Genomic DNA, 25,177 nt, shown 5'->3' with positions numbered 1-25,177 from the left:
TAAATAATAGAACATCTTACAATGAGGAAGCTTACCCATGTGTGGTATTGTCGGAATAGTTGGTCAGTCATCGGTTAATCAAACCATTTATGATGCATTGACTGTGCTTCAGCATCGTGGACAGGATGCTGCTGGCATTGTGACCGTAGACGGCTACGCGTTTAGATTGCGTAAAGCCAATGGTTTGGTCAAAGACGTATTTGAGCCAAAGCATATGCAACGCTTGCAGGGAAATGCAGGTATCGGTCATGTGCGTTATCCTACGGCAGGGAGCTCTAGTGCATCTGAAGCTCAGCCATTTTATGTTAACTCACCTTTTGGTATTTCATTAGCGCATAACGGTAACTTAACCAATACGGTTGAGCTGCATGATCGTCTTCTCAAGCAACGTCGTCATGTTAATACGACTTCTGATTCAGAAGTGTTATTAAACTTGATTGCCGATGAGTTGCAACATACTACAACGCAACATCTCACTTCTGATGAAGTGTTCAATGCGATCACTAAAGTACATGAGCTTACACGTGGTGCTTATGCTGTCGTCGCTATGGTCATCGGCCAAGGCTTAATGGCATTTAGAGACCCATTTGGCATTCGACCATTAGTGATTGGTAAGCATGAAACTGAAACCGGTACTGAGTACATGGTTGCTTCTGAAAGCGTTGCGCTGGATGCGGTTGGTTTCGAGTTTATGCGCGATGTAGCGCCAGGTGAAGCGGTTTACATTACCCTAGAAGGTGAGTTGTTTACCCGCCAATGTGCGCATACTCCAAGCTATGCACCGTGTATTTTCGAATTCGTCTATTTCGCACGTCCTGACTCCACTATTGATAATGTTTCTGTGTATAGCAGCCGCGTTAACATGGGGACTATGCTGGGCGAGAAGATCAAGAAAGAGTGGGAAGATCATGATATTGATGTGGTTATACCCATCCCAGAAACATCTTGTGATATTGCACTAGAAATCGCACGTAATATGGACCTTCCATATCGTCAAGGCTTCGTAAAGAACCGTTATATCGGTCGTACCTTTATTATGCCTGGGCAACAAGAGCGTAAGAAGTCGGTTCGTCGTAAGTTAAATGCGATTAAAGCCGAATTCAAAGATAAGAACGTATTGCTGGTTGATGACTCTATCGTTCGTGGTACAACTTCTGAGCAGATCATACAGATGGCACGCGATGCTGGCGCTAAGAAAGTATACTTTGCTTCTGCGGCACCAGAAATTCGTTTCCCTAATGTTTACGGTATCGATATGCCGACCACTAACGAGCTTATTGCTCATGGTCGTGATGTTGAAGAGATCACTAAGCTAATTGGCGCAGACGGCATGATTTTCCAGTCGTTGCCTGATCTGATCGCTGCGGTGCGTCAAGAAAACCCCGCCATTAAGCGTTTTGAAACATCGGTATTCGACGGCAAATATGTCACCAATGACGTTAACCAAGAATACTTAGATTATATTACGCAGCTTCGTAACGATGATGCCAAAGCTAATCGCAGCAAAGATGTCGGTACTAACCTAGAGATGCATAACGTTTGCCATCCATAAGTTAATCCAGATCTTTGACAAAAAAGCCGAGCAATAGCTCGGCTTTTTTATGCGTAAATAGAACTTATACCCGTTGCATTAAAAGTTTGACCATTCAGCGGGAACTCAAAGCCCTGTAGGCAACTGGGAGATTGAAGCTAATCGTGATTCTCGGCTCTGGCATCCTCGGTAATGGCTCCATGCCTTACTCGACCTCCTAAATTTGACAGCCAAGGAGGGGGGAATGTCTTATTTTGTATGGAACAAAATAGACCATTTAGTCGTATATCTAAAAGCCCACAGTCAAGCTTAAAGGGCTTTGCAATTTGCTTTAAACACCGGCCGCACTCGTGAACGGCTCAGATATTCCCCCTCAGCTTTGCATTGGTTTAAAGGGGAATAGATTGCTTCAGCAATGTGCCTTGAATTGTAAAGCCTGATGCGCTCTGAATGGGTCAAATACTGAGTGCAATGGGTATTAAAGGCTAAACAGCTGAGCGACCCAAACAGCCATCCAGCTGATAAACAACAAAGAATAGGTATTTTTGCTGAATCCATGCGCCATTTTCAAGCCAATCAGGGTGCTGATACTGGTAAGAACAATGACCAAACTACTCAACACTAATGGTTCGAGACTCGGGCTTTGCGCAATTAGCGGGGCGCATAAGATGACCCAAGCAGTCACGAGTAGAAAGTGATATAGCAGTAACCTGTCGAGTCTTGTTGTTGGATTGCTTAGCGTCGTCAACATTATCGTTCCTCCGAAGTAGAGTAAAGATTAAATATCAAATGAGAACTATTCGCAATAAAGTTTACAATCTTTGAGCTGTTAGCTGGCTTTTTATTGCACCCGCAGCAACCACAGGTTACAGTTACTGTTAATTTATACAGTGATAGTAAATGTGTGCCAATGATCCTATATATTGCAGAAAAACCCAGCCTAGGCAGAGCGATAGCTGATGTATTACCTAAACCGTTAAAAAAAGGTGAGGGATTTATACGCGCCGCTAATGGTGACTGTGTTTCATGGTGCGTTGGACATTTATTAGAGCAAGCCGAGCCCGATGCGTATTCGCCAGATTATAAATCTTGGAAATTTGAACATCTTCCGATAGTGCCAGACATTTGGAAAATGAAGCCAAAATATAAGATGCGTGGTCAAATATCAGTGCTTAGAGGGCTGGTTAAAGAGGCGACTCAACTGGTTAACGCCGGTGATCCTGACCGTGAAGGGCAGTTGTTGGTCGACGAGATCATTGCTCACTTAGGCGTCAAAGGCGCTAAGTTACAGCAAGCAAAACGTCTGCTAATCAGCGATTTAAATCCCCAAGCCGTTACTCGTGCCTTAGGGCAATTACGCTCAAATCGTGAGTTTATCCCATTGTCGACTTCAGCCTTAGCACGTTCACGTGCTGACTGGCTTTATGGAATGAACATGACTCGGGCTTACACTATCCAAGGCCGTAAGGTCGGTTATCAAGGCGTTCTCTCCGTTGGACGGGTACAAACCCCGTTATTGGGGTTAGTGGTCAGGCGCGATGAAGAGATTAACGATTTTGTCTCTAAGCCATTTTATGAGGTCGTAGCGCATCTAATGACGGACGCTCAACAGGCGTTTACAGCTAAATGGCAACCCAGTGAGGCGTGTCAGCCTTATATGGACGAAGATGGACGTGTGCTGTCCAAAGGGCTGGCGCAGAACGTTGTTGGACGGATCTCAGGCAAAAATGGCACGGTCGAAAAAGTCACGGCGCAAGATAAAAAACTAAATGCACCGCTGCCATACAATCTATCTTCATTACAAATTGACGCGGCTAAGCGCTTTGGCATGAGCGCTAAAACAGTACTGGATACCTGCCAGTCGTTATATGAACGCCATAAACTGATCACTTATCCTCGTTCTGATAGCCGCTACTTGCCCGCAGAACAACATGGGATGGCGCCGAGCGTGATCGCTACCGTCAATAAAGGGGCACCCGAGCTGACGCAAGGGATAGACGCGCCGAACGCTAAGCTCAAATCTAAAGCATGGAATGACAAAAAGGTCGATGCTCACCATGCGATTATTCCCACCGAGAAAGTCGCCAATCTAGCCAGCCTCAGTCCGGCTGAAAAGCAGATTTATTTGCAAGTTGCACGGCAGTATTTAATGCAGTTTTATCCCGCTTATCAATATAAAGAGACGGTGGTAGAGATTGTCATCGCCGGGGGACTGTTTAAGACGAAAGCTAAACAAGAGATAGCGATAGGCTGGAAGCGACTTATCAAGCAGAGTAAATCTAGCGCTGACGAGAAAGGCGATGATGAGGATTTAGCCACCATACCGCCATTAACGAAGGGGCAATCGTTATTATGTGAGCGTGGAGAGTTATTGGAAAAACAAACTCAACCCCCAAAGCACTTTACTGATGCGACGTTACTTGGCGCTATGACGGGGATAAACCGCTATGTTACCGACCCTGACATTCGTAAGATCCTTAAAGACACTGATGGCCTGGGTACTGAAGCGACTCGTGCTGGCATAATTGAACTGCTATTTAAGCGCAGTTTTTTAGTGAGACAGGGTAAAACCATTATTGCGACGGATGTGGGCAAAGGTCTCATCAACAGTTTGCCACTCAGTGCAACAACGCCAGATATGACTGCCTTGTGGGAAAATACCTTAGATTCTATGAGCCGCAAGGAAACCCAGTATCAAGCCTTCATGCAGCCTCTTATCAGCAAATTAGATGAGTTGATTATCCAAGCTGGCTCGGTGTTACCCACTGCGCTACAAGGGGTAAAAAGTCCTACACCATTTAAGCGAAAATCCTACTCGCGCACCGGCGCAAAAACACCGTCTACGGCAAAAAAAGCGGTGAAAAAACCACGTGCACTAAAACATAACGTTAAACCTTAACCCGGGTTTGACTATGGCTACGGGCTGGAATCTTTTGATCGCGGTCAAGTTTCGAAAATCTTTTGTCTGAAGTACTATTTACCTGAGATAAAAGCGGTTATCATCTGCCGCTAATCGGTAAAGGATGCTGGCTCCGAGGCATCCGTCTTAGTTATATAGGAATATTGTTGTTTAATTCACATTTATCAATGCAGATGTTTCAATCTAAATTGACACTAGTTTTATTACTGGTGGTATTTGTGTCGCAATTATTTCCGACTTGTGTTGCTGCTGATCTTCACAGTACAGAGCTTCACTATGCAGAGAAGGGCCTCACTGAAGCTCATCACTTAGAAAACAGATTATCGCAAGAGCTGCAGCAAGACTGTTGTCACACAGCCACTGCGAAGTGTAGCCATATGGTCGAAGTCAACGACCAAGATGAACATGATAATGACTTCCATACTGCTTGCCATCCACCTGCCCAGTTGAGCTTTATTGCACAATCGAGCGGTGTAGAAGATAAAAGTCAGTTTATTATTAGCTATCAAGACAGAAGCTACGCGCCGCCAATTCCTCCCCCGTACTGTTAATTCCTGTTCCGTTTAATTAAATCGTTTTTGAGCCATTAGGTTATCGAGTGTGTCGAGATCTGTGTGTCATTGTGCCAACCCATTTTCAAGTTAACGTATATTTGTTGATTATGGATTGCCATTGAGTTCACTCTCGTCACCTCAGTTAGCCTGATACTCAAGTCAATAAGTCTATACGTTGTTGTGCACTGCATGTTATTGCTGTGACAATAAGTAATGACTGAATTAACAGGAGTTTAATCTCGTGATTAGAGATAAAAATATCTTCTATGTGGCATGTCAGCGGGCATTAGTCACTTTGGCTATCTGTATTTTGGGGCTTTATTGCGCTCAAATTATGGCCGCGCCAGCCACTCAGCAACAAGATGCTCAGACACCTACGGTTGCCAATGGCATCAAACTGCCGTGGGCATTAGAGCAAGCCTTACTGCATAATATTTCGCTGAAAGCCTATCCATACTCGCTGCGAGCAAGTGAAGCATTAACCTTGCAAGCGGGGATCACACCTAACCCTGAGTTATCGGTTAATGTGGAAAACATTCTCGGCACGGGTGATATGCAGGGGGTCGACAACGCGGAGATCACCTTGGCGTTGAGCCAGCTTATTGAGTTAGGGGATAAGCGCCAACGTCGCATTGATTTTGCCAGTGCGAATGAACGGCAGTCGCTAACTCAGTATGAAATGCTACGGTTAGCGGTACTAGCACAAACTACCGAAAGGTATTATCAGTTATTACGGCTTCAAGCGTTACAGCAGTGGATTGAACGTCGAATCCAACTGGAGCATAAGTCACTGCAAGCGATTCAAACCCGCGCTAAAGCGGGCGCTGTTATTCAAGCCGACGTCAGTAAAATGCAGCTGCGGTTATCGCGCTCAAAGGTGATAAAGCAACGTATTGCAGGTGACTTTAACGTTGCTAAACAACGCTTAGCCGCAATGTGGTCGAGTGATGTTCAGTTCTCAATGGCCAATGACGAGCTTAATTCGCTGCATATACTGCCGACCGCTGCGAGTGTGCTCAATGCCATCGAAACTGCTCCGCAATACTTGGAGTTGCTCAGTGTTGAACGCATGTTAATTGCAAAGCGTCGTATGGAAGAATCCAAAGCCCGTGCAGACATTACAGTTGGTGTAGGGCTGAAAAGCTACGACGGTTTTGATGATGGCGCGTTAATGGTTAACTTTTCAATGCCACTGCAGTTCTCGAACCCTAACGAAGGTAATATTCTGGCGGCCAAAGCCGAAGAAGATAAAGCCAACGAGCAACAACGCTTAGCAAGAGATCAGCTTAGACTGACCTTGTTAGAGTTGCATCAGTCGATGGTCAACAACGCCAAGCAAGTGCAACAGCTCAAGGCACACGTGTTACCACTGGCTAAACAGTTACTTTCCCACACGCAAACCGCCTACCAAACCGGACAAGCCAATGTGCTGCAGCTTGCTGATGCTCAATCGGAGCTCTTTAGTATTGAACGAGAGTTGATTGAAGCTAAAACAGCCGTTTATCTAGAGTTGTTAGCGATAGAGCGGATCACAGGGCAATCGATGACGGTTGCAAACTCCAATATTAAGCCTGTTGTGGCAATGGAAAATCAATAATGAATATTAATGTTAACGCATTACAAGCAAAACTCATTGCCGCCGCAATGTCTCTATCGATACTGGCTGCGGGTGCTTTCATTCCGTTCAATGTCGCTCAAGCTAGCGGTGACCACGGCCATGAAGAAGAGGAAGAACACCATGATGATGCAGAAGGCCCACACGGTGGTCGTTTACTAAAACATGATGACTTCGCTTTAGAAATTACCATGGCAGAATCTGGTATTCCTCCTGAAATGCGGGTTTATGCTTTTTATAAAGGCGAGCCAGTTTCTCCTGAAAAGGTCGATTTATCGGCATCGTTAACCCGTTTGGGAGGCGTTATCGATGAGGTAAGTTTCGTTGCTGAAGAAATGTATCTTGTCAGTGATAAAAGCGTGGCTGAACCACACTCTTTTGATGTAGAAATAGACGCTAGTTTCAAAGGTGATACATATGATTTTCACTATGAAAACCATATGGGCCGAGTCACCATCAATGATCGTTTACTGGCATTGTCAGGTGTAAAAACTGGTTTTAGTGCGGCAGCAGAACTTAAGTTTACTGATCATCTGTTTGGCGTTGTAGCCGCGATTACCGATAAGCAGTTTAGTGTTTCTGCGCCTTATACCGGTGTGATAGAGCAGCTTAATGTCACCATTGGCGATACTGTCGTTAAGGGGCAGATCATAGCGACGGTGCGGAATTCGACAACCTTGCAACGCTACAGTGTAAAAAGTCCTGCAAATGGTCAAGTTACCGCGCAAATGTTAGCGGTTGGCGACAGTACTTTTAATCAAGCACTACTGCAAATTAGCGACCTTTCCAGCGTGTGGATTGATATGTCAGCGTTTCCAAAAAACTTAAGCCGAATCGCGTTAGGGCAAGCGGTTACGATTGGTGATGACGACCATGGTAATAGCGAAGAGGCTCACGGCGAAGGTCGTGCCAGCAGCACTATTAGTTATATTGCACCAGTAATGACGGGTGGTCATATCGCCAGAGTGCGTGCTGTGATTGCCAACCCTGAGGGGCATTGGCGTCCAGGTATGCATATCCAAGCCAACATCGAGACACGTACTAAGCAAGTGCCTCTAGCGGTGCGCGCTGATGCTTTACAAACCTTTATGGATAAACCGGCTGTTTTTGTTAAGTTCGGTAATACCTTTGAGGTGCGTTTGCTGACATTAGGCGAGAGTGATGGCGAATTTTTTGAGGTGCTTGATGGCCTAGAAGCTAACGCAGAGTACGTCACCGACAATAGTTATTTATTGAAAGCTGACATCATGAAAAACGCTGCAAAGCACGTACATTAAGGACGAACTGACATGGATACTATTATCTCTTTCGCCCTTAAACGGCGATTACTGGTATTAGCAATGACACTGTTCATTGCGGCGTTAGGTGTATATAACACCTTAAAACTGCCGATAGATGCAGTGCCTGACATTACCAACGTACAAGTACAAATCAATACCGCTATTGCGGGTTATTCACCGCTCGAATCCGAGCAGCGGCTGACCTATGTGATTGAAAATGCTATGGCGGGGATCCCAAGCCTTGACTACACCCGCTCAATTTCCCGTTATGGCTTGTCGCAAGTCACGGTGATTTTTGAAGAGGGCACTGATATCTATTGGGCTCGTCAGCAGATCTCTGAGCGCTTGCAAGGCGTACGCAGTGAACTGCCTGTCGAGGCAGAACCTGCACTTGGGCCTGTAAGTAGTGGTTTAGGGGAAGTGTTTACTTACTCTATTCGAGCACTCGACGGTGCGCTTAAAGAGGATGGCAGTCCCTATAACGCCGAAGACTTACGCACCATTCAAGACTGGATCATTCGCCCACAGCTGGTCAAAGTTAAGGGTGTGACTGAGATTAACAGTCTCGGCGGTTATGAGCGTGAGTACCAAGTTGCGCCAGATCCGGCGAAGTTGCTGGCTTATAAAGTGACTGTCAATGATGTCATTAAGGCATTAGAGCTTAATAATCGTAACGCTGGCGCAGGTTATATCGAGCGCAGTGGTGAGCAATGGTTGGTTCGCTCACCAGGTCAGCTTAAAGATTTGGGATCTATTCGCCAAGTGGTGGTCACTAAACGTGATGATGCCCCGGTGCGTATCGGTGATGTCGCTGAGGTATTTTACGGTAAGCAACTACGAACCGGCGCGGCTAGCCAAGACGGCGAAGAAACCGTGCTCGGTACCGCGTTTATGTTGCTCGGCGAGAACAGCCGCGTTGTTGCCAAAGAAGTTGGCGAAAAGCTTAAACTGGTTAATGCGAGTCTACCACAAGGTATTGTTGCTGAAGCGGTTTACGATCGCACCACGTTAGTGGATAAAGCGATAACAACCGTACAGAAAAACCTATTTGAAGGCGCTGTGTTAGTTATTGTGGTGTTGTTTGCACTGCTAGGTAACTTCCGCGCAGCCTTGATAGCGGCATTGGTTATTCCTCTGAGTATGTTGTTTGCCATTACGGGGATGACAGCTAACCGTGTATCAGGCAACTTGATGAGCCTTGGCGCCATTGATTTCGGCATCATTGTTGATGGTGCGGTGATTATTGTTGAAAATGCGCTGCGCCGATTAGGCATGGCACAACATCAACACGGTCGATTATTGGTACTGGAAGAGCGCATAAAAGTGGTTTTTGACGCCACTAAAGAGGTGTTTCGTCCGGCAGTATTCGGTGTATTGATCATTATGTTGGTGTACTTGCCGATTTTCGCCCTAAATGGCGTAGAGGGTAAGATGTTCCACCCAATGGCCTTTACCGTGGTTGCAGCGCTTATTGGTGCATTACTGTTTTCAGTGACGTTTGTCCCTGCAGCAATAGCCATATTCGTTAAAGGTAAAGTGAACGAGAAAGAAAACTGGTTGATGGCAAGCGCACGTAAAGCATACGAGCCAGTGCTATTTTTCTCGCTTAAACGTCCTTTTATTATTCTTGCTGGCGCGATAGTCCTCATCATTGTGACGAGTGTGCAGCTTAGTCGATTAGGTTCGGAGTTCTTACCTAAGCTGGATGAAGGTGATATTGCCATGCATGCCATGCGGATCACCGGTACCGGGCTTGAGCAATCAATTGAGATGCAGAAAAAACTCGAAATTATCATCGGCGAGTTAGATGAAGTGCAGCGAGTGTTTTCTAAAGTGGGTACTCCAGAGGTAGCGACCGATCCTATGCCACCAAGTGTTGCTGATACTATTTTGATCATTAAACCGAGATCAGAATGGCTTGATCCGAGTAAAACTAAGGCGCAGTTTATCGAAGAACTACGTGAGCAAGTTGAGCAGGTACCGGGTAACAATTATGAGTTTACCCAGCCGATTGAAATGCGCTTTAATGAGCTTATTGCCGGTGTGCGCGCGGATGTGGCATTAAGGATCTATGGCGATGATCTGGATACCTTAAAAGATGCTGGCGATCGTGCTGTGGGATTATTCCAAGGTATTGATGGTGCAACTGATGTGCGCGTTGAGCAGATGTCAGGTTTACCGACATTATCTGTCGAGCCCAACCGCGACCATTTAGCGCTGCTTGGGTTAACGATTGTTGATGTACAGCAAGCATTGCAAACTGCAGTGGCTGGCGTACCCGTTGGTCTTATCTATGAAGGTGATAGGCGTTTTAAATTAGTCGTCAGAATGGCTGATACTATCAGTCAAGATCTCGGCAAACTCGCTAATATCCCTATTGCGTTGCCAACGGAGCTCAATCCTGATCTAAGTTATGTCCCGCTTGGAGAAGTAGCTGAACTTAATTTCAAAATTGGCCCTAACCAAATAAACCGTCAAAGCGGTAAGCGCCACGTGGTGGTGACGGCTAACGTCGATGGCCGCGATTTAGGCTCGTTTATTGAAGACACTAAACAAGTGATGTCCGAGCAACTCGCGCTACCGAGTGGTTATTGGAGTGAATATGGTGGCACCTTTGAGCAGTTAGAATCAGCATCAAATCGTTTGATGATCTTAGTTCCTCTGACATTAATGCTCATTTTCGGCTTGTTATACAGTGCCTTTGGCTCTGTTCGCGATTCGTTGATTATCTTCAGCGGCGTACCCTTAGCGCTCACGGGTGGCGTGTTGGCATTGGTGCTGCGTGACATGCCATTATCAATATCGGCAGCGGTTGGCTTTATTGCGCTATCGGGGATCGCGGTGCTTAATGGCGTGGTGATGTTGAGCTTTATTAAGGAGCTTAAACAACAAGGTCTTGAGCTTATTGAGGCGATTAAACAAGGCGCAATTCAACGTCTTAGACCAGTGATGATGACAGCATTAGTAGCCAGTCTAGGTTTTGTGCCTATGGCGCTAAACGTGGGTACCGGTGCTGAGGTGCAACGACCTTTAGCGACAGTGGTCATTGGCGGCATAATCTCATCGACGTTACTGACCTTAGTGATTTTGCCTGTGCTTTATGCATTAGTTTATCGCTATACCCGTAAGAGCAGCACCAAACCTGCTTAAGCAGTACTGGACACTTAGCAGTATTTTGTAATGAGTGAATATGACGATAAGGATGAACGCCTTATCGTCTATTTTAGGTTGCGATACTGATTACTGAGCGAATGATAATGAAAGCCTATGTTAGCAAGCTTTGACTCAAGCAACTTATTATCCATATCGAGTTCGTAAAATAGTGCAGCTTGATCAGCGCAGCTCAGCCGCAATTTTTCGTTGACTATGCCTAACAATATCTCTGCACTGAGTTGTTCAAGATGAGTGATGTCCATCAGGCGTGACCTCATTGGGGGATGTCTATTAAATATGGTTTTTGAGGCAAAAAAAAGCAAGCCTTAAAAAGGCTTGCAAAAGGTGATACTGGGTGAGGAACAGATTACATTATGTCCCGCTAATCTTAAGTGATTCTTAATTAACGCAAGTTTTCCCCACGATTAATTGTAATTAATCTATCTAAAATATGTTCTCCATCCATTCTAATGCCATTATGTTCATATTCCGACGTTAGCCAGTACTTTAGGTTGCCCACTTTGGCAGCGGTTTCTAGGCTGTAACGCATTTCAACAAACATATCTTCAGCGTAGATAGCTGCGGCAACGGGCACTTTATTTTCTGCCAGCACAGCTTCCTGATATAGGGCCGGCCAATCGTCCTTCATTGCAAGACTGGTGGCGGCTTCTTTTAACGGTTTTAGATTAGAGAACTGATCAAACATCCACGGGTAGATCATCTCTCCGGTAAAGAGAAATGGTTTATCAGCCGTGTAGTTGAACTGTGGATATTGTGCTCTCACTCGGTGAGCGGACCAATTTGAAGCACTTTGCTGACAATAAATAGACTCATGCAGCAGCGCAAAAATCGGGTTGGTATTATAATCTAACAAATGGCAAAAATGCGCTAGAAATAGTGGGTTAACCAAGGTGCCATTCGACGTTTCAATCAGTGCATGTTCTAGCAGGTAATAGATGCTTTCTGGACCTTGCTCCATACCAATGTTGATCCCAAGCAGCTGTAACATTTCAACCGTGAGTCGCTCGCCTGTCGCCAACTTTACATCGTTAACACTGATATGTTGTGCCAGTGCTTTAACCAATGCTTGGGCGTCACTAAAGCGCTTAAAAAAGTCATTGTTTTTAGCGATAACGCGCTGATAAGTGGCTTGGTATACTTCATCTGAGTTGCGGCTGAGAGAGGGGATCCCCCCTGTTATGTAGGCTTCTTTAACACCTTGTGGTGCATCATTAAGGTATTTTAAAACACAAAATCCACCAAAACTTTGACCGAGAATAGCCCATTTCTCATCACCAACAAGCTGTTGACGAATCGCTTCAGCATCTCGAATAATGTTGTCAGCCCTAAAATGACTTAGATATGCGCTTTGCTGCGGTGTGGATAAATGTGCAAGGCTAGCTGAGCTCACTGGGCTCGACAGTCCGGTGCCGCGTTGGTCGAGTAAAAGCACGCGAAACTCTTGTAGAGCCCGCTTTATCCAACCGCCACTCGCGGCAGGCCTTACCGCACCAAATCCGGGGCCACCTTGAAAAAAGACGATGAAGGGCAGCGCTTTATGTTGATTTTCTGGGCTGACAAGCTCGCGCGCAAAAATGTTTATTGTCTCACCGTTAGGTTGCTGGTAATCAAGAGGGAGTGTGAAGGTGTGTTTACGAGCAACCATGCCTGCAAAGGTGAGATGTGTTGTCATTGAATAAGCCTTAGTTTTTTTTGAGTATTTTTAGGGGCAACAGAGCTGAAGATTATATACCCATCTTACCTGAAGGTGCAGGATTCAGTGGGGATTTAATGGTCTTTAATCAAAGCCAGTTAATGCTCCATTATAACTAGCATTCACGCCATTCCTGGTGCTTGCATTGATTGCGACTAATGGTCGCTCCCTTGGTAAAATCAATAACTCAGAGTAAAGACCACTCTTAATACAAAAAGAATACCCATCGCAGAAGGTGTTGTGCAAGCCCACTTCGTTGGTGCAGTCACTTCAAAGGGAACAACCATTTCTACATTAATGCGCCTAGAATTGAACTAGCACAATGCCTCTGAAACGAGCATCTTCTAGTAGGATGGGTATAGACCGAAATAGTCACTAGGTGAACGGTTTCAACTTATTGCTAATCAGCTGGGATCGTGTAAACGATAAATATGATGTTTTGTGAGCGTTAGTTCATGTTCTATCATTTATTAATAGAGGAAATGGCCAAGGTGGCGTAATCTTTAGCTATTCCACGGCTAAATAACCTTTAGGTGAGTTTTGATGAAATATCAGTTAATACCCGTCACGCCATTCCAACAAAATTGCAGCTTAATTTGGTGTGAGCAAACCTTGAAAGGAGCTGTGGTCGATCCCGGTGGTAATCTTGAGCGCATTTTAGAAGAAGCAGCCAAAAATAATGTCGTGGTTGAGCAGGTGTTGTTGACTCACGGACATATCGATCATGTGGGCGCTGCGCAAGCCCTTGCGGAACAGTTAAATATACCGATTGTTGGCCCACACGTGGCGGATAGCTTTTGGTTAGAAACGTTACCTACACAAAGTAAGCACTTTGGTTTTGTACATTGCGATCCATTTACTCCCACTCGTTATTTAGAAGAGGGTGATGAAGTCAATGTTGGTAATCAAGTATTATCGGTACTCCATTGTCCTGGACACACTCCTGGCCATGTGGTCTTTTTTGCCAAAGAGGCTGACATTGCATGGGTTGGCGATGTGTTATTTAGAGGCTCAATAGGCCGTACTGATTTCCCGCAATCTAATCATCAAGATTTAATTAACTCTATTACTAAAAAGCTCTGGCCTTTAGGTAAAGAGGTACAATTTATTCCCGGTCACGGTCCGTTGTCCACCTTTGGGGAAGAGCGGGTACAAAACCCATTTGTTGCTGATCAGCTCTTTAGTTAATTAAAAGTAAAAATCCGAGTTCTATCGCTAGGTCTCGGATTTTTATGTCGGTCAGCGCTAATGCTATTGGTTTAATTCGGCATTGAAACGGTCAAATGCGGCGTCGAGATCGGCAATCAGATCATCGACGTTCTCCAGACCAATATGCAGCCTAATAAGCGGCTTGCTACTGTCCCATTGAGTGGCGGTACGTATTTTATCGATACCAAACACACCTAAAATAAGACTTTCAAACCCGCCCCAAGAAAAGCCCATCTTAAAGTGCTGCATGTTTTCAACAAATGCGGTGACTGATTGCAGATCGCCCTGTTTTAATACGAATGAAAATAGACCATTAGAAGCACTAAAATCGCGTTTGAAAAACTCATGCCCTGGACACGTGTCAAAAGCCGGATGACGCAGGTGATCAACTTCAGGTCGGCTATTAAGCCAGTTAGCGACCTTTAATGCGTTCTGCTCATGCTGGGCTAAACGAATACCTAGGGTGCGCAGACCACGACTCGCAAGATAGACATCATCAGGGGAGGTGCACTGGCCTAAAAGGTAGCTGTTTTCGCGCAACTGTTCCCAATGGGGTTCATTGGCTGTTGCGGTGCCCATCATGACGTCGGAGTGGCCAACTATGTATTTAGTTGCTGCCTGAATCGAAATATCGACGCCCATCTCAAATGGACGTGAGTTGATGGGGGATGCCCAAGTATTGTCGAGCATCACCACAATGTCTTGTTCATGTGCAATACGGCTTAATGTGGGCACATCCTGAATTTCCATGGTGATAGATCCTGGAGACTCTAAAAACAACACTTTAGTGTTTGGTTGGATAAGATCGCGGATGCCTTCGCCTATCATAGGATCATAATAAGTAGTTTCAATGCCATAGCCTGCTAATAACTTATTACATAAGTCGCGGGTAGGTTCATAAACACTGTCGACCATCAGTAGATGATCACCCGCTTTTAAAAATGACAGCAAACTATTGCTGATAGCCGCGCTCCCAGAAGGGTAAAGTGCCGTGCCTACGCCACCTTCAAGTTCGGCAATGGCCGCTTGAAATGCAAAATGAGTGGGCCCGCCGCGGCGACCATAGAACATCTCGCCATTGGCCTTATTTTTTGCAGCAAAACGCAGTTCATCCATCGTATCAAACACCATAGTTGATGCACGATAAACGGGTGGGTTTATCACACCTTGGGTCCATTTTTTGTCGCGGCCAAGACTAATTATCTGCGTTTCTTTTTTCATAGGGTTTAACTTCCAAAATAGGGCTTTTTAGTTTTAGCCATCTTAACATCTAAACGGCTAAAGTGAAGTGCCAATCTGTCCATACATTCGCTATGCTGGTTTTTCTTTGCTGATAGGCAGTTGGATTATAATCTCAACCCCAAAAATAGCGCCTTGTTCATTGACTCTATTTTGCGCGCTGATTTTTCCTTTATGAAACAGACTAATTAATCGAGCAATATAAAGCCCAAGCCCTAAGTGTGGCTTATCTTGGGCTTTTTGAGCCCTGACAGAGACCATAGATTCAAAGATCTGCTGTGACATATTGTCAGGCAAGGGCGTGCCATAGTTGGCAATCGATAAATAGGCGACTTTATTGTGTGTTTTAAGGCACACTTCGATGGCACTGCCCGGATGACTAAACTCTAATGCATTAGCAATAAGCTTATCCATTAGCTGGGCAATGTATTCTGGTACGCCTTCGACATAAATAGCTTGTGGGTCAACCTCTATATTGAAAAGTTGCTTAGGGTAGGTCATTTGATACCCTTGCATACAGCCACTGATGACTTTCTCTAGTGGAAATAATGACTTTTCAGCATGGGTTAAACTCTCTTCGAGCCGAGTCGCCTCGCTCATATTATTGAGGATCATATTAAGGCGGTTAACACCTTCCTGTGCTCGGTCAACATATTTACGGCTATCAGGGTTAAGCGTTTGCAGACTCAGATGCTCCAGTGATGATCGCACCACAGCAACAGGCGTACGTAGCTCATGGGATAAGCGCGATGACATGTTTTCTAGATAGTGAGTATATTCGCCTAACCGACTTACAATACTGGCAAAGCTACGAGACAGATCGCCAATTTCATCACGGACTTTGGAGCCTTTAATTGCCTTTTTAATACGTCCTTGATTATCAATAGCTTGCTCGGCTTCATCACGCAGTTTGCGTATTCTGCTAGAGATGTTAGAAGCAAAAAAGAACAACGCCAATGTCCCCATGCTCATGATTGTTAAGATCACATTAAAGAGTTTCTCTAAGGCTTTATTACGAAGGGTGCGGATCCCATGAGTGGTTTCTTCGGCGATGACCACACCCATGACTTTATCATCGATCCAAATAGGGCTGGCAGCGGCTAACACCACCGCTTTGCTATCGGGGGTGAGTCGCCATGTGGAACCTTGTTTGCCCTTTAACGCTTTATTGATGTGACTGCCTTGCAGTACGGTTGAGTCTTGTAATGAGTCGATAAAGTCTTTAGCCGGGATCGTTAAAATTTTATAATAAAGCGGGTATAGGTATTGCTGCTTAAACCTATCCCAGGTGCTCTTACCCTCTTTTTCGACCGTGGATCGCGCCCAAACACTGTTGTCGGAGCGGATATCACCAGACTTGGCCAGTACTCGGCCATGCCTATCGACGACCCAGATTCTTGAGCTGTTGTGTGCCATGCCCTTAATGATGCTTTCAATTTCTGGCGAAGGGACTAATACCGTGCCGAGCTTATTAACATCATCAATCGCTGAGGTGCCAACAATCGCTTCTAATTGTCGAGTATTACTGTCGTTTACATCATAGATGGCAAATCCGAGTTTACTGCCGACCATCTCGAGTGGGATCCGCAGTTCGACGTTGTAGCCTTTAGCTGATTTAAGCCATTTACCCTGAATTTTGACTTCGGGTGTCACAGGCGTTGTCTGTGTTGGATCTTCTGGTAGCTCAAATGCGCTGATCCAACCATCTTTAGTGGTGGCAACCACATAGCGGCGAAACTGTCCATCGGGGGCTAAGGTTGCGATGGCGATATGATCATTACGGTCAATGCTTAAGCTGTTCTTACCGCGATAGATAACCTGCGGATCGGTGACTTCAAAAAAGCCATAAAGGTAGCCCGCATATTTACCCACCATATGGGTAAATTCGATGCCTAAAGGCTTGGCTGGATCGCGCTTATAGACTTGATAATCTTCACCATAGTGCAGTGAGCTGTGACGGTACGGCTGCCAGTCACCTAACTTGCCATCAAGTTGAATAGGGCCAGCTAATGGATAAGCGTATAGATCGCGACCTTTCTTTACCTGAGTGAGGAAGCTTGCTTGACTATCAAATAGTTTTGGCCGCTCGTGTAATGCGGTGGCAAGGGCTTGAGTGGTGCCTTCGAGGGTTTTTTCTTGGCCAAGGCGTAAATACTTTTCCATCTCCCACACATATTCATAACCGAGCCATGGCAGACACAGCAAGAATAGAGATAAGACACCGACTTTGGCACGTAGGCCAATAGGAAGATTAAACATATTATTAGCTCTGTGCGTCCCATCGATAACCCATACCATAAACAGTATCTATGCAGTTGAACTGGGGATCTTGAGCGAGGAATTTCTTACGGATCCGCTTTACGTGAGAAGTAATGGTTGAGTCATCAACAAATATCTTGGCTTCTTGCATCAGCTCTTGGCGCTGCCTGACATGACCTGGTCGCCTCGCAAGTGCGTGCACCATCCAAAACTCAGTGACCGTTAACTCAATCTGAATGCCTGACCAATACACCTGCATGCGGTTGATATCAATCGATAGCAAACCATGTTCGACCACTGGATTATTGTCATTGCTGGTATCTTTAAGCTCTGAGCGTCTAAACAGCGCTGCAAGTCGAGCAATTAAGTGTGGAAAGCTAACATCTTTACTGAGGTAATCATCAGCGCCTAGTCGTAGACCACATACGGTATCAAAGTCACTGTCTCTAGCGGTCAAAAAGATAATTGGTACTGTACTCGACATTGCTCTAAGTGATTGGCACAGAGTGAATCCACCGTCGATTTCATACTCCAAGCCGATATCAATAATGGCCAAATCAGGTAGTCGAGTATTGAAAGCGCGCATCGCCTCAGGTCGATTAGCATAAGCCTGAACACTATAACCTTGCTGCTGCAAAACGTCTTTGTAATTTTCCCTAAGGGCGGCTTCATCTTCTACTATCGCGATTCGTTTCATGGCTTGTTACTTATAGCGTTATCTCTGTAATTGATTGTGACTATACAGGATTTTATCTGCGTTTAAAGGCAGTAGAGTCGATTGCCTTTTTGTTGCCACATTTGATATTTAAATTGCCATGTTTGCTCCCTTTTGAAGACATTTGGCTGCGGTTTAATAGCGTTATTGAAATGACGCCGCATCTCGGCAACTGAATATGAGTTAACACTTAAAAGGGACATATTATGAAAAAGCATATTATCGCATCACTGGTTATTGCCGCTATTACACTTTCTTCTCACGCTAGCGCAGCTGACACGGCAGACAGCACAGAGCGTAGTCATAACGAAGAGCTCATTGGGTTAAGTTCTGGCATTGTTGTTGGTGCAGTTGTCGGTGGCCCTGTCGGCGCCATTATTGGGGCTTTTGCCGGGAGCTTATTGGGCAAGTCTGTAGGCGATGATGATGAGATAAAAAACCAGCAAGTGATGCTAGACAGTAAGCAAGGTGAACTGGCCACTCTTAATGAGCAAAATGAATCATTAATCGCATTATCAACGCAATATGAAGCTGCCCAGCAACAGTTAACCACACTTAAAATGGCACAAGAGCAAAAGCTAACTGAATTAGCATTGGGCCTTAATGTGCAATTCAAAACGGGCTCATCATCTATCGAACCTCACTTTGCTCAGCAACTTGATGATGTGGCTTACGCGATGTCGCTGTCACCGGAATTGACATTAGATGTCACCGGTTATGCCGATAGACGTGGTAATAGCGATTATAACCAAGCGTTATCGGAGCAACGTGTTGCTGAAGTGACAAGCTATTTAGTGAAGCAAGGCGTCGCTGATGACCGTTTGCATTATCAAGCTTATGGCGCGACATCGCCGTTAACGGCGGAACAGAACTTTGAAAATGACTTTTTTGACCGCCGCGTCACCCTAAAACTGCAATCACATGACAGCAAACTCGCCGCCAACCCTGCTCGCTAACCCATCTAGAGTCACTGATATAGCAGTCTGAAGATTCTGTTCAGATTGCTTTGCGTTTATAAGGAGATAAAGATGGCTAGGAAAATGACATTGGTTAACAGGCGCCAAGGAACACGGCATTGGCAACGTGCTTTGTTGCTGTTAGTTTCGACGGTTTATGCGACCGTAGTGAGTGCGACCGGATCGACTCAACCTGTTGGATTTGAAGCTGCCAATAGTGCTTATCGAGTAAATGATCAGATCCAGCAAGGCAGCTTGATTATTGTTGATGCCATGGGTAACAAAAGCGTGTCATTGCCAATGAAAACACAAGTCCATATGCAGGTCTCTGGCTGGAGCAATCGAGTGTCTGTACGGCATGAATTTCATAATGACCAACCGTTTTGGGTCAATGGTGAATATGTTTTCCCTCTGCCCAATGAAGCCGCCGTCGATGGTCTCAGCATGCTGATCGGGGACCGAGTGATCGAGGGCGAGATAAAAGAAAAACGTAAGGCTGCAACGTTATTTAATGAAGCCAAAAAGGCCGGTAAAAAAGCCAGCTTGTTGGAGCAAAAAAGAGCCAATATTTTCAGTGCTCAAGTCGCCAACTTAGCGCCTGGAGAGACCTTGGTCGTGGAGCTACATTATCAACAGCTGGTTAATTATGACCAAGGTATGTTTAGTTTGCGTTTTCCTATGGTAGTGGCGCCAAGATACTATCCCAAAGCAGCATTTTCAAACTCAAACTCAAACTCAAACTCAACTTCAGCTTTCATTCCTACATCAGTTGCACATTATGCCTCTGCAGCAGTGGATGCTTGGAATGGTGTCAGCCAAAATAAAAGCCAAAACCGGATCAATAGCGTTGATATCGAAGTAGAGCTAGATGCGGGTATGCCAATCAGTGAGATTGATAGCCCTTATCATCAAGTGAACATTAGGCGTAACGATGATGGTCAGGCCAATATTCATTTAATCGCGGCAAAGGCTAACAGTGACTTTGTATTAAATTGGCGACCGAGTGTTGGTAGTGCGCCAACGGCTGCAATATTTAGCCAACAGGGTAAAACCTATTTAAGTCATCAGGCACATCAAAACGCTAATCGAGCTTTAAAGTCACAACCAGGCCTACAACCAAGCTCACCGTTAGGCTTGAGCTCACACACTAGTGATGATGCTAAGAGCGTAAAAAGACCCGTAACACCACAAGCGCAATATGCGCTGGTCATGCTGCTTCCGCCACAACAGGGGAGTATCTCTACAGTGGTCGCCCCGAGAGAGCTCATTTTGGTCATAGATACATCCGGCTCAATGTCTGGCGAGGCTATTGAGCAAGCCAAATCTGCAATTATTTATGCATTATCTGGGCTATCAGCTCAAGATAGCTTCAATATTTTGCAGTTTAACTCTCGTGTGTATGCACTGGCAGAGCAGTCCCTTAAGGCTAATGCTAAGAACATAGGCAGGGCTCAAGCCTATGTGCATAGCTTAGAAGCCGATGGTGGCACTGAGATGTCACTTGCTTTAGATAAAGCGCTCAATCAGCAAGCCAGCTCAACTGATGCTTTACGCCAGGTGTTGTTTATTACTGATGGTGCCGTGGGCAATGAACCGCAGCTATTCAATCAAATTCGTAATCAATTACACGGCAGCAGGTTATTTACGATCGGCATTGGCGCCGCCCCTAATGGCCATTTTATGCAAAGAGCAGCAGAGTTAGGGCGCGGCACTTATACCTATATAGGCAAGCAATCGGAAGTGAAGCGTAAAATGGTGGCGATGCTCGATAAACTTGAAAAACCCACGGTCACCGATGTGGAACTGCGTTTTACTGATGGCAGTATTCCTGACTACTGGCCAGCCACCATTCCCGATTTGTATGCTCATGAGCCCATTATGGTCGCCATGAAACTCCCCCGTTATAGCGAGAAAGAGTTCGTCGTTAGCGGTCAGCTAGCGGGCCAATTTTGGCAGCAACAACTTTCAATAGATAAGAGTACTGGCGCTAAGGGCTTAGACTTAATTTGGGCCAGAAAACAGATTGCTGCATTGGAGCTATCAAAAGAAGCGGCTAACAATGACCGAATTGAAAAGCAGATCACGGCTATCTCGCTTAATTATCATGTGATGAGTGCTTATACCAGTTTGGTCGCCATTGATAAAACACCTGCTCGACCTGATGGTGTCATGGTTGTTGATGGTCAGGTTTCACCTCATATGCCAAAGGGGTGGCAGCGTTTGCCGCAAACCGCGACCAGTAGTTATGCTTGGTTAATACTGGGCAGCATGCTATTGGGCTTGTCGATACTTTACGGAGTATCCTTTTGCGGTAATGGCAGCGGTACTCGCCGTAAAGTCACGAAAGTTAGTATATGAATGTGACTTATCGGCACGCAGCAGTGCGCTACAGCTTTACATCTCGGCGGCTGCATATTGGTTTTACCTGTTTACTGTTCATTTTAGGGCTAACGTTTGTTGGTCAAGGAGCTTATATGCAAGCCAAAGCCTACTTTGCACAATTCTTAATACAGCAAGCGTGGCAGAAAACACTTGATGATCAGCAGCAACATAAACCTTGGTCGTGGGCTGACACATATCCGGTCGCCAAACTTGAGTTTATTGCTTCAAACAGCGAGTTGACGGCAACACTGAGCCAAAGAGAGACTGCATCCATCACGAAAAACCGCAGTCTATACGTGCTATCAGGGGCATCGGGTCGTAACTTAGCTTTTGGTCCTGCTCGAGTATTATCTTCTGCAAAGATAAATAGTCGTGGTAATACTGTCATAGCGGGCCATAGAGATACCCATTTCTCGCTATTAAGTGGCACTCAAGTTGGGCAACTCATCACCTTGCAAAATGCTGAGGGTGTAGAAGTGTTATACCAAGTGATGGAGACCCAAGTTGTACATGAGAGTGACGTTTCAGTGATGGATAATGCCGGAGGGACGAAGCTAACGCTAGTGACTTGTTATCCGTTTGACAGTGCAGTGGCGGGTGGGCCACTGCGTTATGTGGTTACCGCAGTGCCGTTTGACAAAGTAGAAGCGATTTAGTCGTTATGGAAAATAATCTAATGCGTCATCGGCATCACTCGGTTGCGACCAAGGCGCTTTGCTTCATAGAGCTGTTTGTCAGCACGTTCAATCAATGTTGAATCGGTATCTTTTTCTTGGTATTGAGCGACCCCAAATGATGCTCTGACATTATCGACACGTTGATCTTTACGTTTATCCTTTAAGATTAATTTTTCAAGGCTACGGCGCATCGATTCGGCGAGTTGTCTCGCCCGACCTAATTGGCTCATTGGCACCAATAAGGCAAACTCTTCACCCCCAAAGCGATAGAGTTTAATACCGTCATGACAACTTTCATTGAGTCTTCTTGCGACCGCTTTTAACACTTGATCGCCCAGCTGGTGGCCATAAGTATCATTAAAATCTTTAAAGTGGTCTATATCGGCAATCACTAGGCACAATCCTTCGGGAGTTTGCTCGATGAGTCCTTTGATATCTTTATTGAATGCTCTTCTATTTAGCGCGCTCGTTAACGCATCAAAATGCATGTCATGCTCAGACTTTTTCAGTTGAATTTTAAGCTGATTAATCTCAGATTGAGCATGGGCTAACTGATCAGTAAAGTGCTGGGTACTGTTTTTAATATCATGTGCGTCGCTGGCGAGATTTTTAACCAGTGTCAGGACTTCTTCAATAGAGAAACCTTCGTTTTCAATTCTGTTTAGCTTATCAAAGTTGGTGTTAATCTTAGTTTGATATTGGTTTGCATCGAGATTGGTATCTTTCAATGATTGCGATAGATCCGTCACCATCGCATCGAGATTTTGACGCATTTCAATGACGTCTAACTCTATTGGATCTGAAAGGTATGCTTGATATAAGCGCTCGCCCTGACTCGGGGGGCAAGTACGGTAATGGCTGATCACTTCATCTAACTGTCGATTGAGCTCTGGGCTACTTTGACCGACATACGCATACCACAAAGCATAATTGGTCGGCGTGGTGGGGATTTGGTGTTTTAGCATTAAGGGGATGGCTTTTTTTAACTTAGCCGCGGCTTCCCTTAGCAATTGATTCGACATTTTCTTGCCTTAACTTTATTAATTGACTCACTTTGTCATTATTATGCAAATGAGAGAAAGCATCATTGTGCATTTTATAAAGCCATTCTATTATGATTTACCTTTGTGGATACATCTCTTTAATGAAAATAAGCCACAAAGAAGCAAATAATTAAAATAAAAACAAGATTATAAACATTAAGGGACAATCAGTGAAAAAACTCATACTAGCAAGCGTGTTGTCTGCGTTAGCCATACCATCATTTGCCCATTCAGATAAAAGCCCTGTTGGGCTCGATCTTGATAAATATCGAACCCATGTTAAAACACTTGCTAGCGATGAGTACGGTGGACGCGCGCCTTTGTCAGCAGGGGAGACATTGACACTAAATTATATTGAAGGCGAATTTAAGAAAATTGGCTTAAAACCTGGTTTTGGCGACCGTTATTTGCAGCCTGTGCCACTGGCAAAAGTCACAGCAGATCAGAATATGACCTTAAATATTGGTTCGTTAAACCTGACCAATGGCACCGAGTTTACCGCGCGGACACAGCAAATAAGTGACCGCATTAAACTTGAAAATAGTGAAGTGGTTTTTGTCGGCTATGGCATAAATGCACCAGAGTATGACTGGAATGATTATCAAGGCCTTGATGTAAAAGATAAAACTGTCATTATTTTGGTTAATGATCCAGGCTTTGCCACCCAGAATGCAGCACTATTTAAAGGTAATGCCATGACCTATTATGGCCGCTGGACCTATAAATATGAGGAAGCGGCGAGGCAGGGGGCAAAGGCCGTTTTTATTGTGCATGAAACTGCGCCAGCGGCATATGGTTGGGGCGTGGTGCAAAACTCAAATACAGGCAGTAAATTCACCTTAATTGATGATAATAACAATCTCAGTCAAGTGGGTGTCATGGGTTGGATCCAACATCAAAACGCAAAACAAATTTTTGCTGAGGCGGGTTTAGATTATGAGCAGCAAAAGCAAAAAGCCGCTAAGCCCAATTTTAAGGCTGTCTCTTTAAAAACAACGGCGAACCTAGAGCTTAATAACACTATTGAACGGGCTCAGTCATACAACATTATGGCGTTACTCCCGGGGAGTGACCGTGCTGATGAAATGGTGGTGATGCACGCTCACTGGGATCACCTCGGTACTAGGACCGATAAAAAAGGGGTAAAGCATATCTATAATGGTGCGGTTGATAACGCGAGTGGTGTTGCTGGTGTCCTCGAACTGGCCAGAATGTTTAGCTTGCGCGCTAAAGAGCAGCCCTTTAAACGCTCAATATTATTTACGTCATTCACTGCCGAAGAAACGGGTCTCATCGGTGCGCAGCATTTTGCTAAGCAACCGCCGATCCCGACGAAGAAGATTGTCTCTTTCTTAAATATTGATGGCATGAATGTGAATAACAGTGTCGATTACATATTGCGTTATGGGCAAGGTGTATCAGAAATGGAACACTACTTGAATGATGCCGCTAAACATCAAGATCGCGTTGTGAAGGGTGACCCTCTGCCTCAAAATGGACTTATGTTCCGTTCTGATCATTTTGCGTTAGCGCAAGAAGGAGTGCCAGGATTACTATTTATGAGTTTAGGTGATACCGACCCAGACTATATCGCGCACAAGTATCACAAAGAAGCGGATGATTATGATCCTAATTGGACCTTAGGTGGAGTACGCCAAGATATCAGTTTAATCGCCGACATTCTTGCGACGCTTGCTAATAATGATGACTGGCCTAAATGGTTGGAGGAGTCTGACTTTAGCAGTCGGCGTGCTCAAGACGGAAAATAGTGACTCTGAACTCAAGTTACTTTAAGCAATAAAAAAGACACCGCAAGGTGTAATGCCGTTCACTTAAGGTGAGCGGCATTTTTGTTTCTAGCATATCGTTGAGGCCGTGGCTTTACTGTTCTGGGGAATGTTCTTTCCCGCCGGGGTTCAAGTACCAAGCT

At 45.1% G+C, this 25,177-nt stretch carries 18 protein-coding genes; 11 read left to right on the top strand and 7 right to left on the bottom strand.

The features are described 5' to 3' along the window. Positions 1-37: 37 nt before the first annotated feature. The gene (gene purF, locus L2729_RS15020; RefSeq protein ID WP_248988999.1) at positions 38-1,552 is read left to right on the top strand and encodes an amidophosphoribosyltransferase; all 1,515 of its coding nucleotides are present in this window, start codon (positions 38-40) and stop codon (positions 1,550-1,552) included. Positions 1,553-2,009: 457 nt separating this feature from the next. Here purF and L2729_RS15015 read toward each other — a convergent pair whose 3' ends face one another. After that, positions 2,010-2,282 (bottom strand): hypothetical protein, encoded by a 273-nt coding sequence (locus L2729_RS15015; RefSeq protein WP_248988998.1) that lies wholly within the window; start codon positions 2,280-2,282, stop codon positions 2,010-2,012. 159 nt (positions 2,283-2,441) lie between these two features. Here L2729_RS15015 and L2729_RS15010 point away from each other — a divergent pair, with 159 nt between their 5' ends. The 5 genes from L2729_RS15010 (at position 2,442) to L2729_RS14990 (ending at position 11,050) form a co-directional block, all read left to right on the top strand. Then, complete coding sequence (locus tag L2729_RS15010) at positions 2,442-4,430, top strand: DNA topoisomerase III (RefSeq protein WP_248988997.1); 1,989 nt, start codon at positions 2,442-2,444, stop codon at positions 4,428-4,430. A 167-nt stretch (positions 4,431-4,597) separates the two neighbouring features. Next, positions 4,598-5,002 (top strand): hypothetical protein, encoded by a 405-nt coding sequence (locus tag L2729_RS15005; RefSeq protein WP_248988996.1) that lies wholly within the window; start codon positions 4,598-4,600, stop codon positions 5,000-5,002. Between the two features lie 244 nt (positions 5,003-5,246). Next, positions 5,247-6,602 carry a TolC family protein gene (locus L2729_RS15000; protein WP_248988995.1) on the top strand — a complete coding sequence of 452 codons (1,356 nt, stop codon included), beginning with the start codon at positions 5,247-5,249 and terminating at the stop codon, positions 6,600-6,602. Next, positions 6,602-7,897 carry an efflux RND transporter periplasmic adaptor subunit gene (locus L2729_RS14995; protein ID WP_248988994.1) on the top strand — a complete coding sequence of 432 codons (1,296 nt, stop codon included), beginning with the start codon at positions 6,602-6,604 and terminating at the stop codon, positions 7,895-7,897. The genes L2729_RS15000 and L2729_RS14995 overlap by 1 nt, the downstream gene beginning before the upstream one ends. Positions 7,898-7,909: 12 nt before the next feature. Beyond that, on the top strand, positions 7,910-11,050 hold the full coding sequence (locus tag L2729_RS14990; RefSeq protein ID WP_248988993.1) for an efflux RND transporter permease subunit: 3,141 nt from the start codon (positions 7,910-7,912) through the stop codon (positions 11,048-11,050). Between the two features lie 68 nt (positions 11,051-11,118). Here L2729_RS14990 and L2729_RS14985 read toward each other — a convergent pair whose 3' ends face one another. Beyond that, a complete protein-coding gene (locus L2729_RS14985) occupies positions 11,119-11,316 on the bottom strand; it encodes a DUF4250 domain-containing protein (protein ID WP_248988992.1) in 198 nt (65 codons plus the stop codon). A gap of 140 nt (positions 11,317-11,456) precedes the next feature. Then, complete coding sequence (locus L2729_RS14980) at positions 11,457-12,746, bottom strand: alpha/beta fold hydrolase (RefSeq protein ID WP_248988991.1); 1,290 nt, start codon at positions 12,744-12,746, stop codon at positions 11,457-11,459. 564 nt (positions 12,747-13,310) lie between these two features. Between L2729_RS14980 and L2729_RS14975 the strand changes: the two genes are divergently transcribed. Then, entirely contained in the window at positions 13,311-13,955 is a 645-nt protein-coding gene (locus L2729_RS14975; protein ID WP_248988990.1) for an MBL fold metallo-hydrolase, read from the top strand. Positions 13,956-14,018: 63 nt separating this feature from the next. Here the strand turns inward: L2729_RS14975 and L2729_RS14970 are convergent, their stop codons facing one another. From L2729_RS14970 to pdsR, 3 genes are all read right to left on the bottom strand, one after another. After that, positions 14,019-15,197, bottom strand: coding sequence for a cystathionine beta-lyase (locus tag L2729_RS14970; protein ID WP_248988989.1), 1,179 nt, complete (start codon positions 15,195-15,197; stop codon positions 14,019-14,021). A gap of 90 nt (positions 15,198-15,287) precedes the next feature. Then, complete coding sequence (gene pdsS, locus L2729_RS14965) at positions 15,288-17,474, bottom strand: proteobacterial dedicated sortase system histidine kinase (protein ID WP_248988988.1); 2,187 nt, start codon at positions 17,472-17,474, stop codon at positions 15,288-15,290. Between the two features lie 4 nt (positions 17,475-17,478). Continuing rightward, the gene (gene pdsR / locus L2729_RS14960; protein ID WP_248988987.1) at positions 17,479-18,171 is read right to left on the bottom strand and encodes a proteobacterial dedicated sortase system response regulator; all 693 of its coding nucleotides are present in this window, start codon (positions 18,169-18,171) and stop codon (positions 17,479-17,481) included. 224 nt (positions 18,172-18,395) lie between these two features. On the opposite strand from pdsR, the gene pdsO reads away from it, so the two are divergent. From pdsO to L2729_RS14945, 3 genes are all read left to right on the top strand, one after another. Further along, on the top strand, positions 18,396-19,145 hold the full coding sequence (pdsO, locus tag L2729_RS14955; protein ID WP_248988986.1) for a sortase-associated OmpA-like protein PdsO: 750 nt from the start codon (positions 18,396-18,398) through the stop codon (positions 19,143-19,145). A gap of 72 nt (positions 19,146-19,217) precedes the next feature. Next, positions 19,218-21,503: a marine proteobacterial sortase target protein gene (locus L2729_RS14950; RefSeq protein ID WP_248988985.1), complete on the top strand. Its 2,286-nt coding sequence runs from the start codon at positions 19,218-19,220 to the stop codon at positions 21,501-21,503. Continuing rightward, the gene (locus tag L2729_RS14945; RefSeq protein WP_248988984.1) at positions 21,500-22,183 is read left to right on the top strand and encodes a class GN sortase; all 684 of its coding nucleotides are present in this window, start codon (positions 21,500-21,502) and stop codon (positions 22,181-22,183) included. Before L2729_RS14950 ends, L2729_RS14945 begins: the two co-directional genes overlap by 4 nt. Positions 22,184-22,200: 17 nt before the next feature. On the opposite strand, the gene L2729_RS14940 is transcribed toward L2729_RS14945, so the two are convergent. Beyond that, positions 22,201-23,226, bottom strand: coding sequence for a diguanylate cyclase domain-containing protein (locus L2729_RS14940; RefSeq protein WP_248988983.1), 1,026 nt, complete (start codon positions 23,224-23,226; stop codon positions 22,201-22,203). 191 nt (positions 23,227-23,417) lie between these two features. Between L2729_RS14940 and L2729_RS14935 the strand changes: the two genes are divergently transcribed. Continuing rightward, entirely contained in the window at positions 23,418-25,016 is a 1,599-nt protein-coding gene (locus L2729_RS14935) for a M28 family metallopeptidase (RefSeq protein WP_248988982.1), read from the top strand. Positions 25,017-25,177: the final 161 nt, after the last annotated feature.

It is taken from the genome of Shewanella gelidimarina (assembly GCF_023283945.1).
GTDB classification, from domain to species: domain Bacteria; phylum Pseudomonadota; class Gammaproteobacteria; order Enterobacterales; family Shewanellaceae; genus Shewanella; species Shewanella gelidimarina.
The sequence above is the reverse complement of the archived record's forward strand: the minus strand, read 5'-3'. Positions and strand labels throughout refer to the sequence as shown.

Bases quoted from the DNA above. Each gene is read 5' to 3' on its own strand.
- purF (WP_248988999.1), top strand. From the start codon at position 38: ATGTGTGGTATTGTCGGAATAGTTGGTCAGTCATCGGTTAATCAAACC.
- L2729_RS15015 (WP_248988998.1), bottom strand. From the start codon at position 2,282: ATGTTGACGACGCTAAGCAATCCAACAACAAGACTCGACAGGTTACTG.
- L2729_RS15010 (WP_248988997.1), top strand. From the start codon at position 2,442: ATGATCCTATATATTGCAGAAAAACCCAGCCTAGGCAGAGCGATAGCT.
- L2729_RS14995 (WP_248988994.1), top strand. From the start codon at position 6,602: ATGAATATTAATGTTAACGCATTACAAGCAAAACTCATTGCCGCCGCA.
- L2729_RS14990 (WP_248988993.1), top strand. From the start codon at position 7,910: ATGGATACTATTATCTCTTTCGCCCTTAAACGGCGATTACTGGTATTA.
- L2729_RS14985 (WP_248988992.1), bottom strand. From the start codon at position 11,316: ATGGACATCACTCATCTTGAACAACTCAGTGCAGAGATATTGTTAGGC.
- L2729_RS14980 (WP_248988991.1), bottom strand. From the start codon at position 12,746: ATGACAACACATCTCACCTTTGCAGGCATGGTTGCTCGTAAACACACC.
- L2729_RS14975 (WP_248988990.1), top strand. From the start codon at position 13,311: ATGAAATATCAGTTAATACCCGTCACGCCATTCCAACAAAATTGCAGC.
- L2729_RS14970 (WP_248988989.1), bottom strand. From the start codon at position 15,197: ATGAAAAAAGAAACGCAGATAATTAGTCTTGGCCGCGACAAAAAATGG.
- pdsS (WP_248988988.1), bottom strand. From the start codon at position 17,474: ATGTTTAATCTTCCTATTGGCCTACGTGCCAAAGTCGGTGTCTTATCT.
- pdsR (WP_248988987.1), bottom strand. From the start codon at position 18,171: ATGAAACGAATCGCGATAGTAGAAGATGAAGCCGCCCTTAGGGAAAAT.
- pdsO (WP_248988986.1), top strand. From the start codon at position 18,396: ATGAAAAAGCATATTATCGCATCACTGGTTATTGCCGCTATTACACTT.
- L2729_RS14950 (WP_248988985.1), top strand. From the start codon at position 19,218: ATGGCTAGGAAAATGACATTGGTTAACAGGCGCCAAGGAACACGGCAT.
- L2729_RS14945 (WP_248988984.1), top strand. From the start codon at position 21,500: ATGAATGTGACTTATCGGCACGCAGCAGTGCGCTACAGCTTTACATCT.
- L2729_RS14940 (WP_248988983.1), bottom strand. From the start codon at position 23,226: ATGTCGAATCAATTGCTAAGGGAAGCCGCGGCTAAGTTAAAAAAAGCC.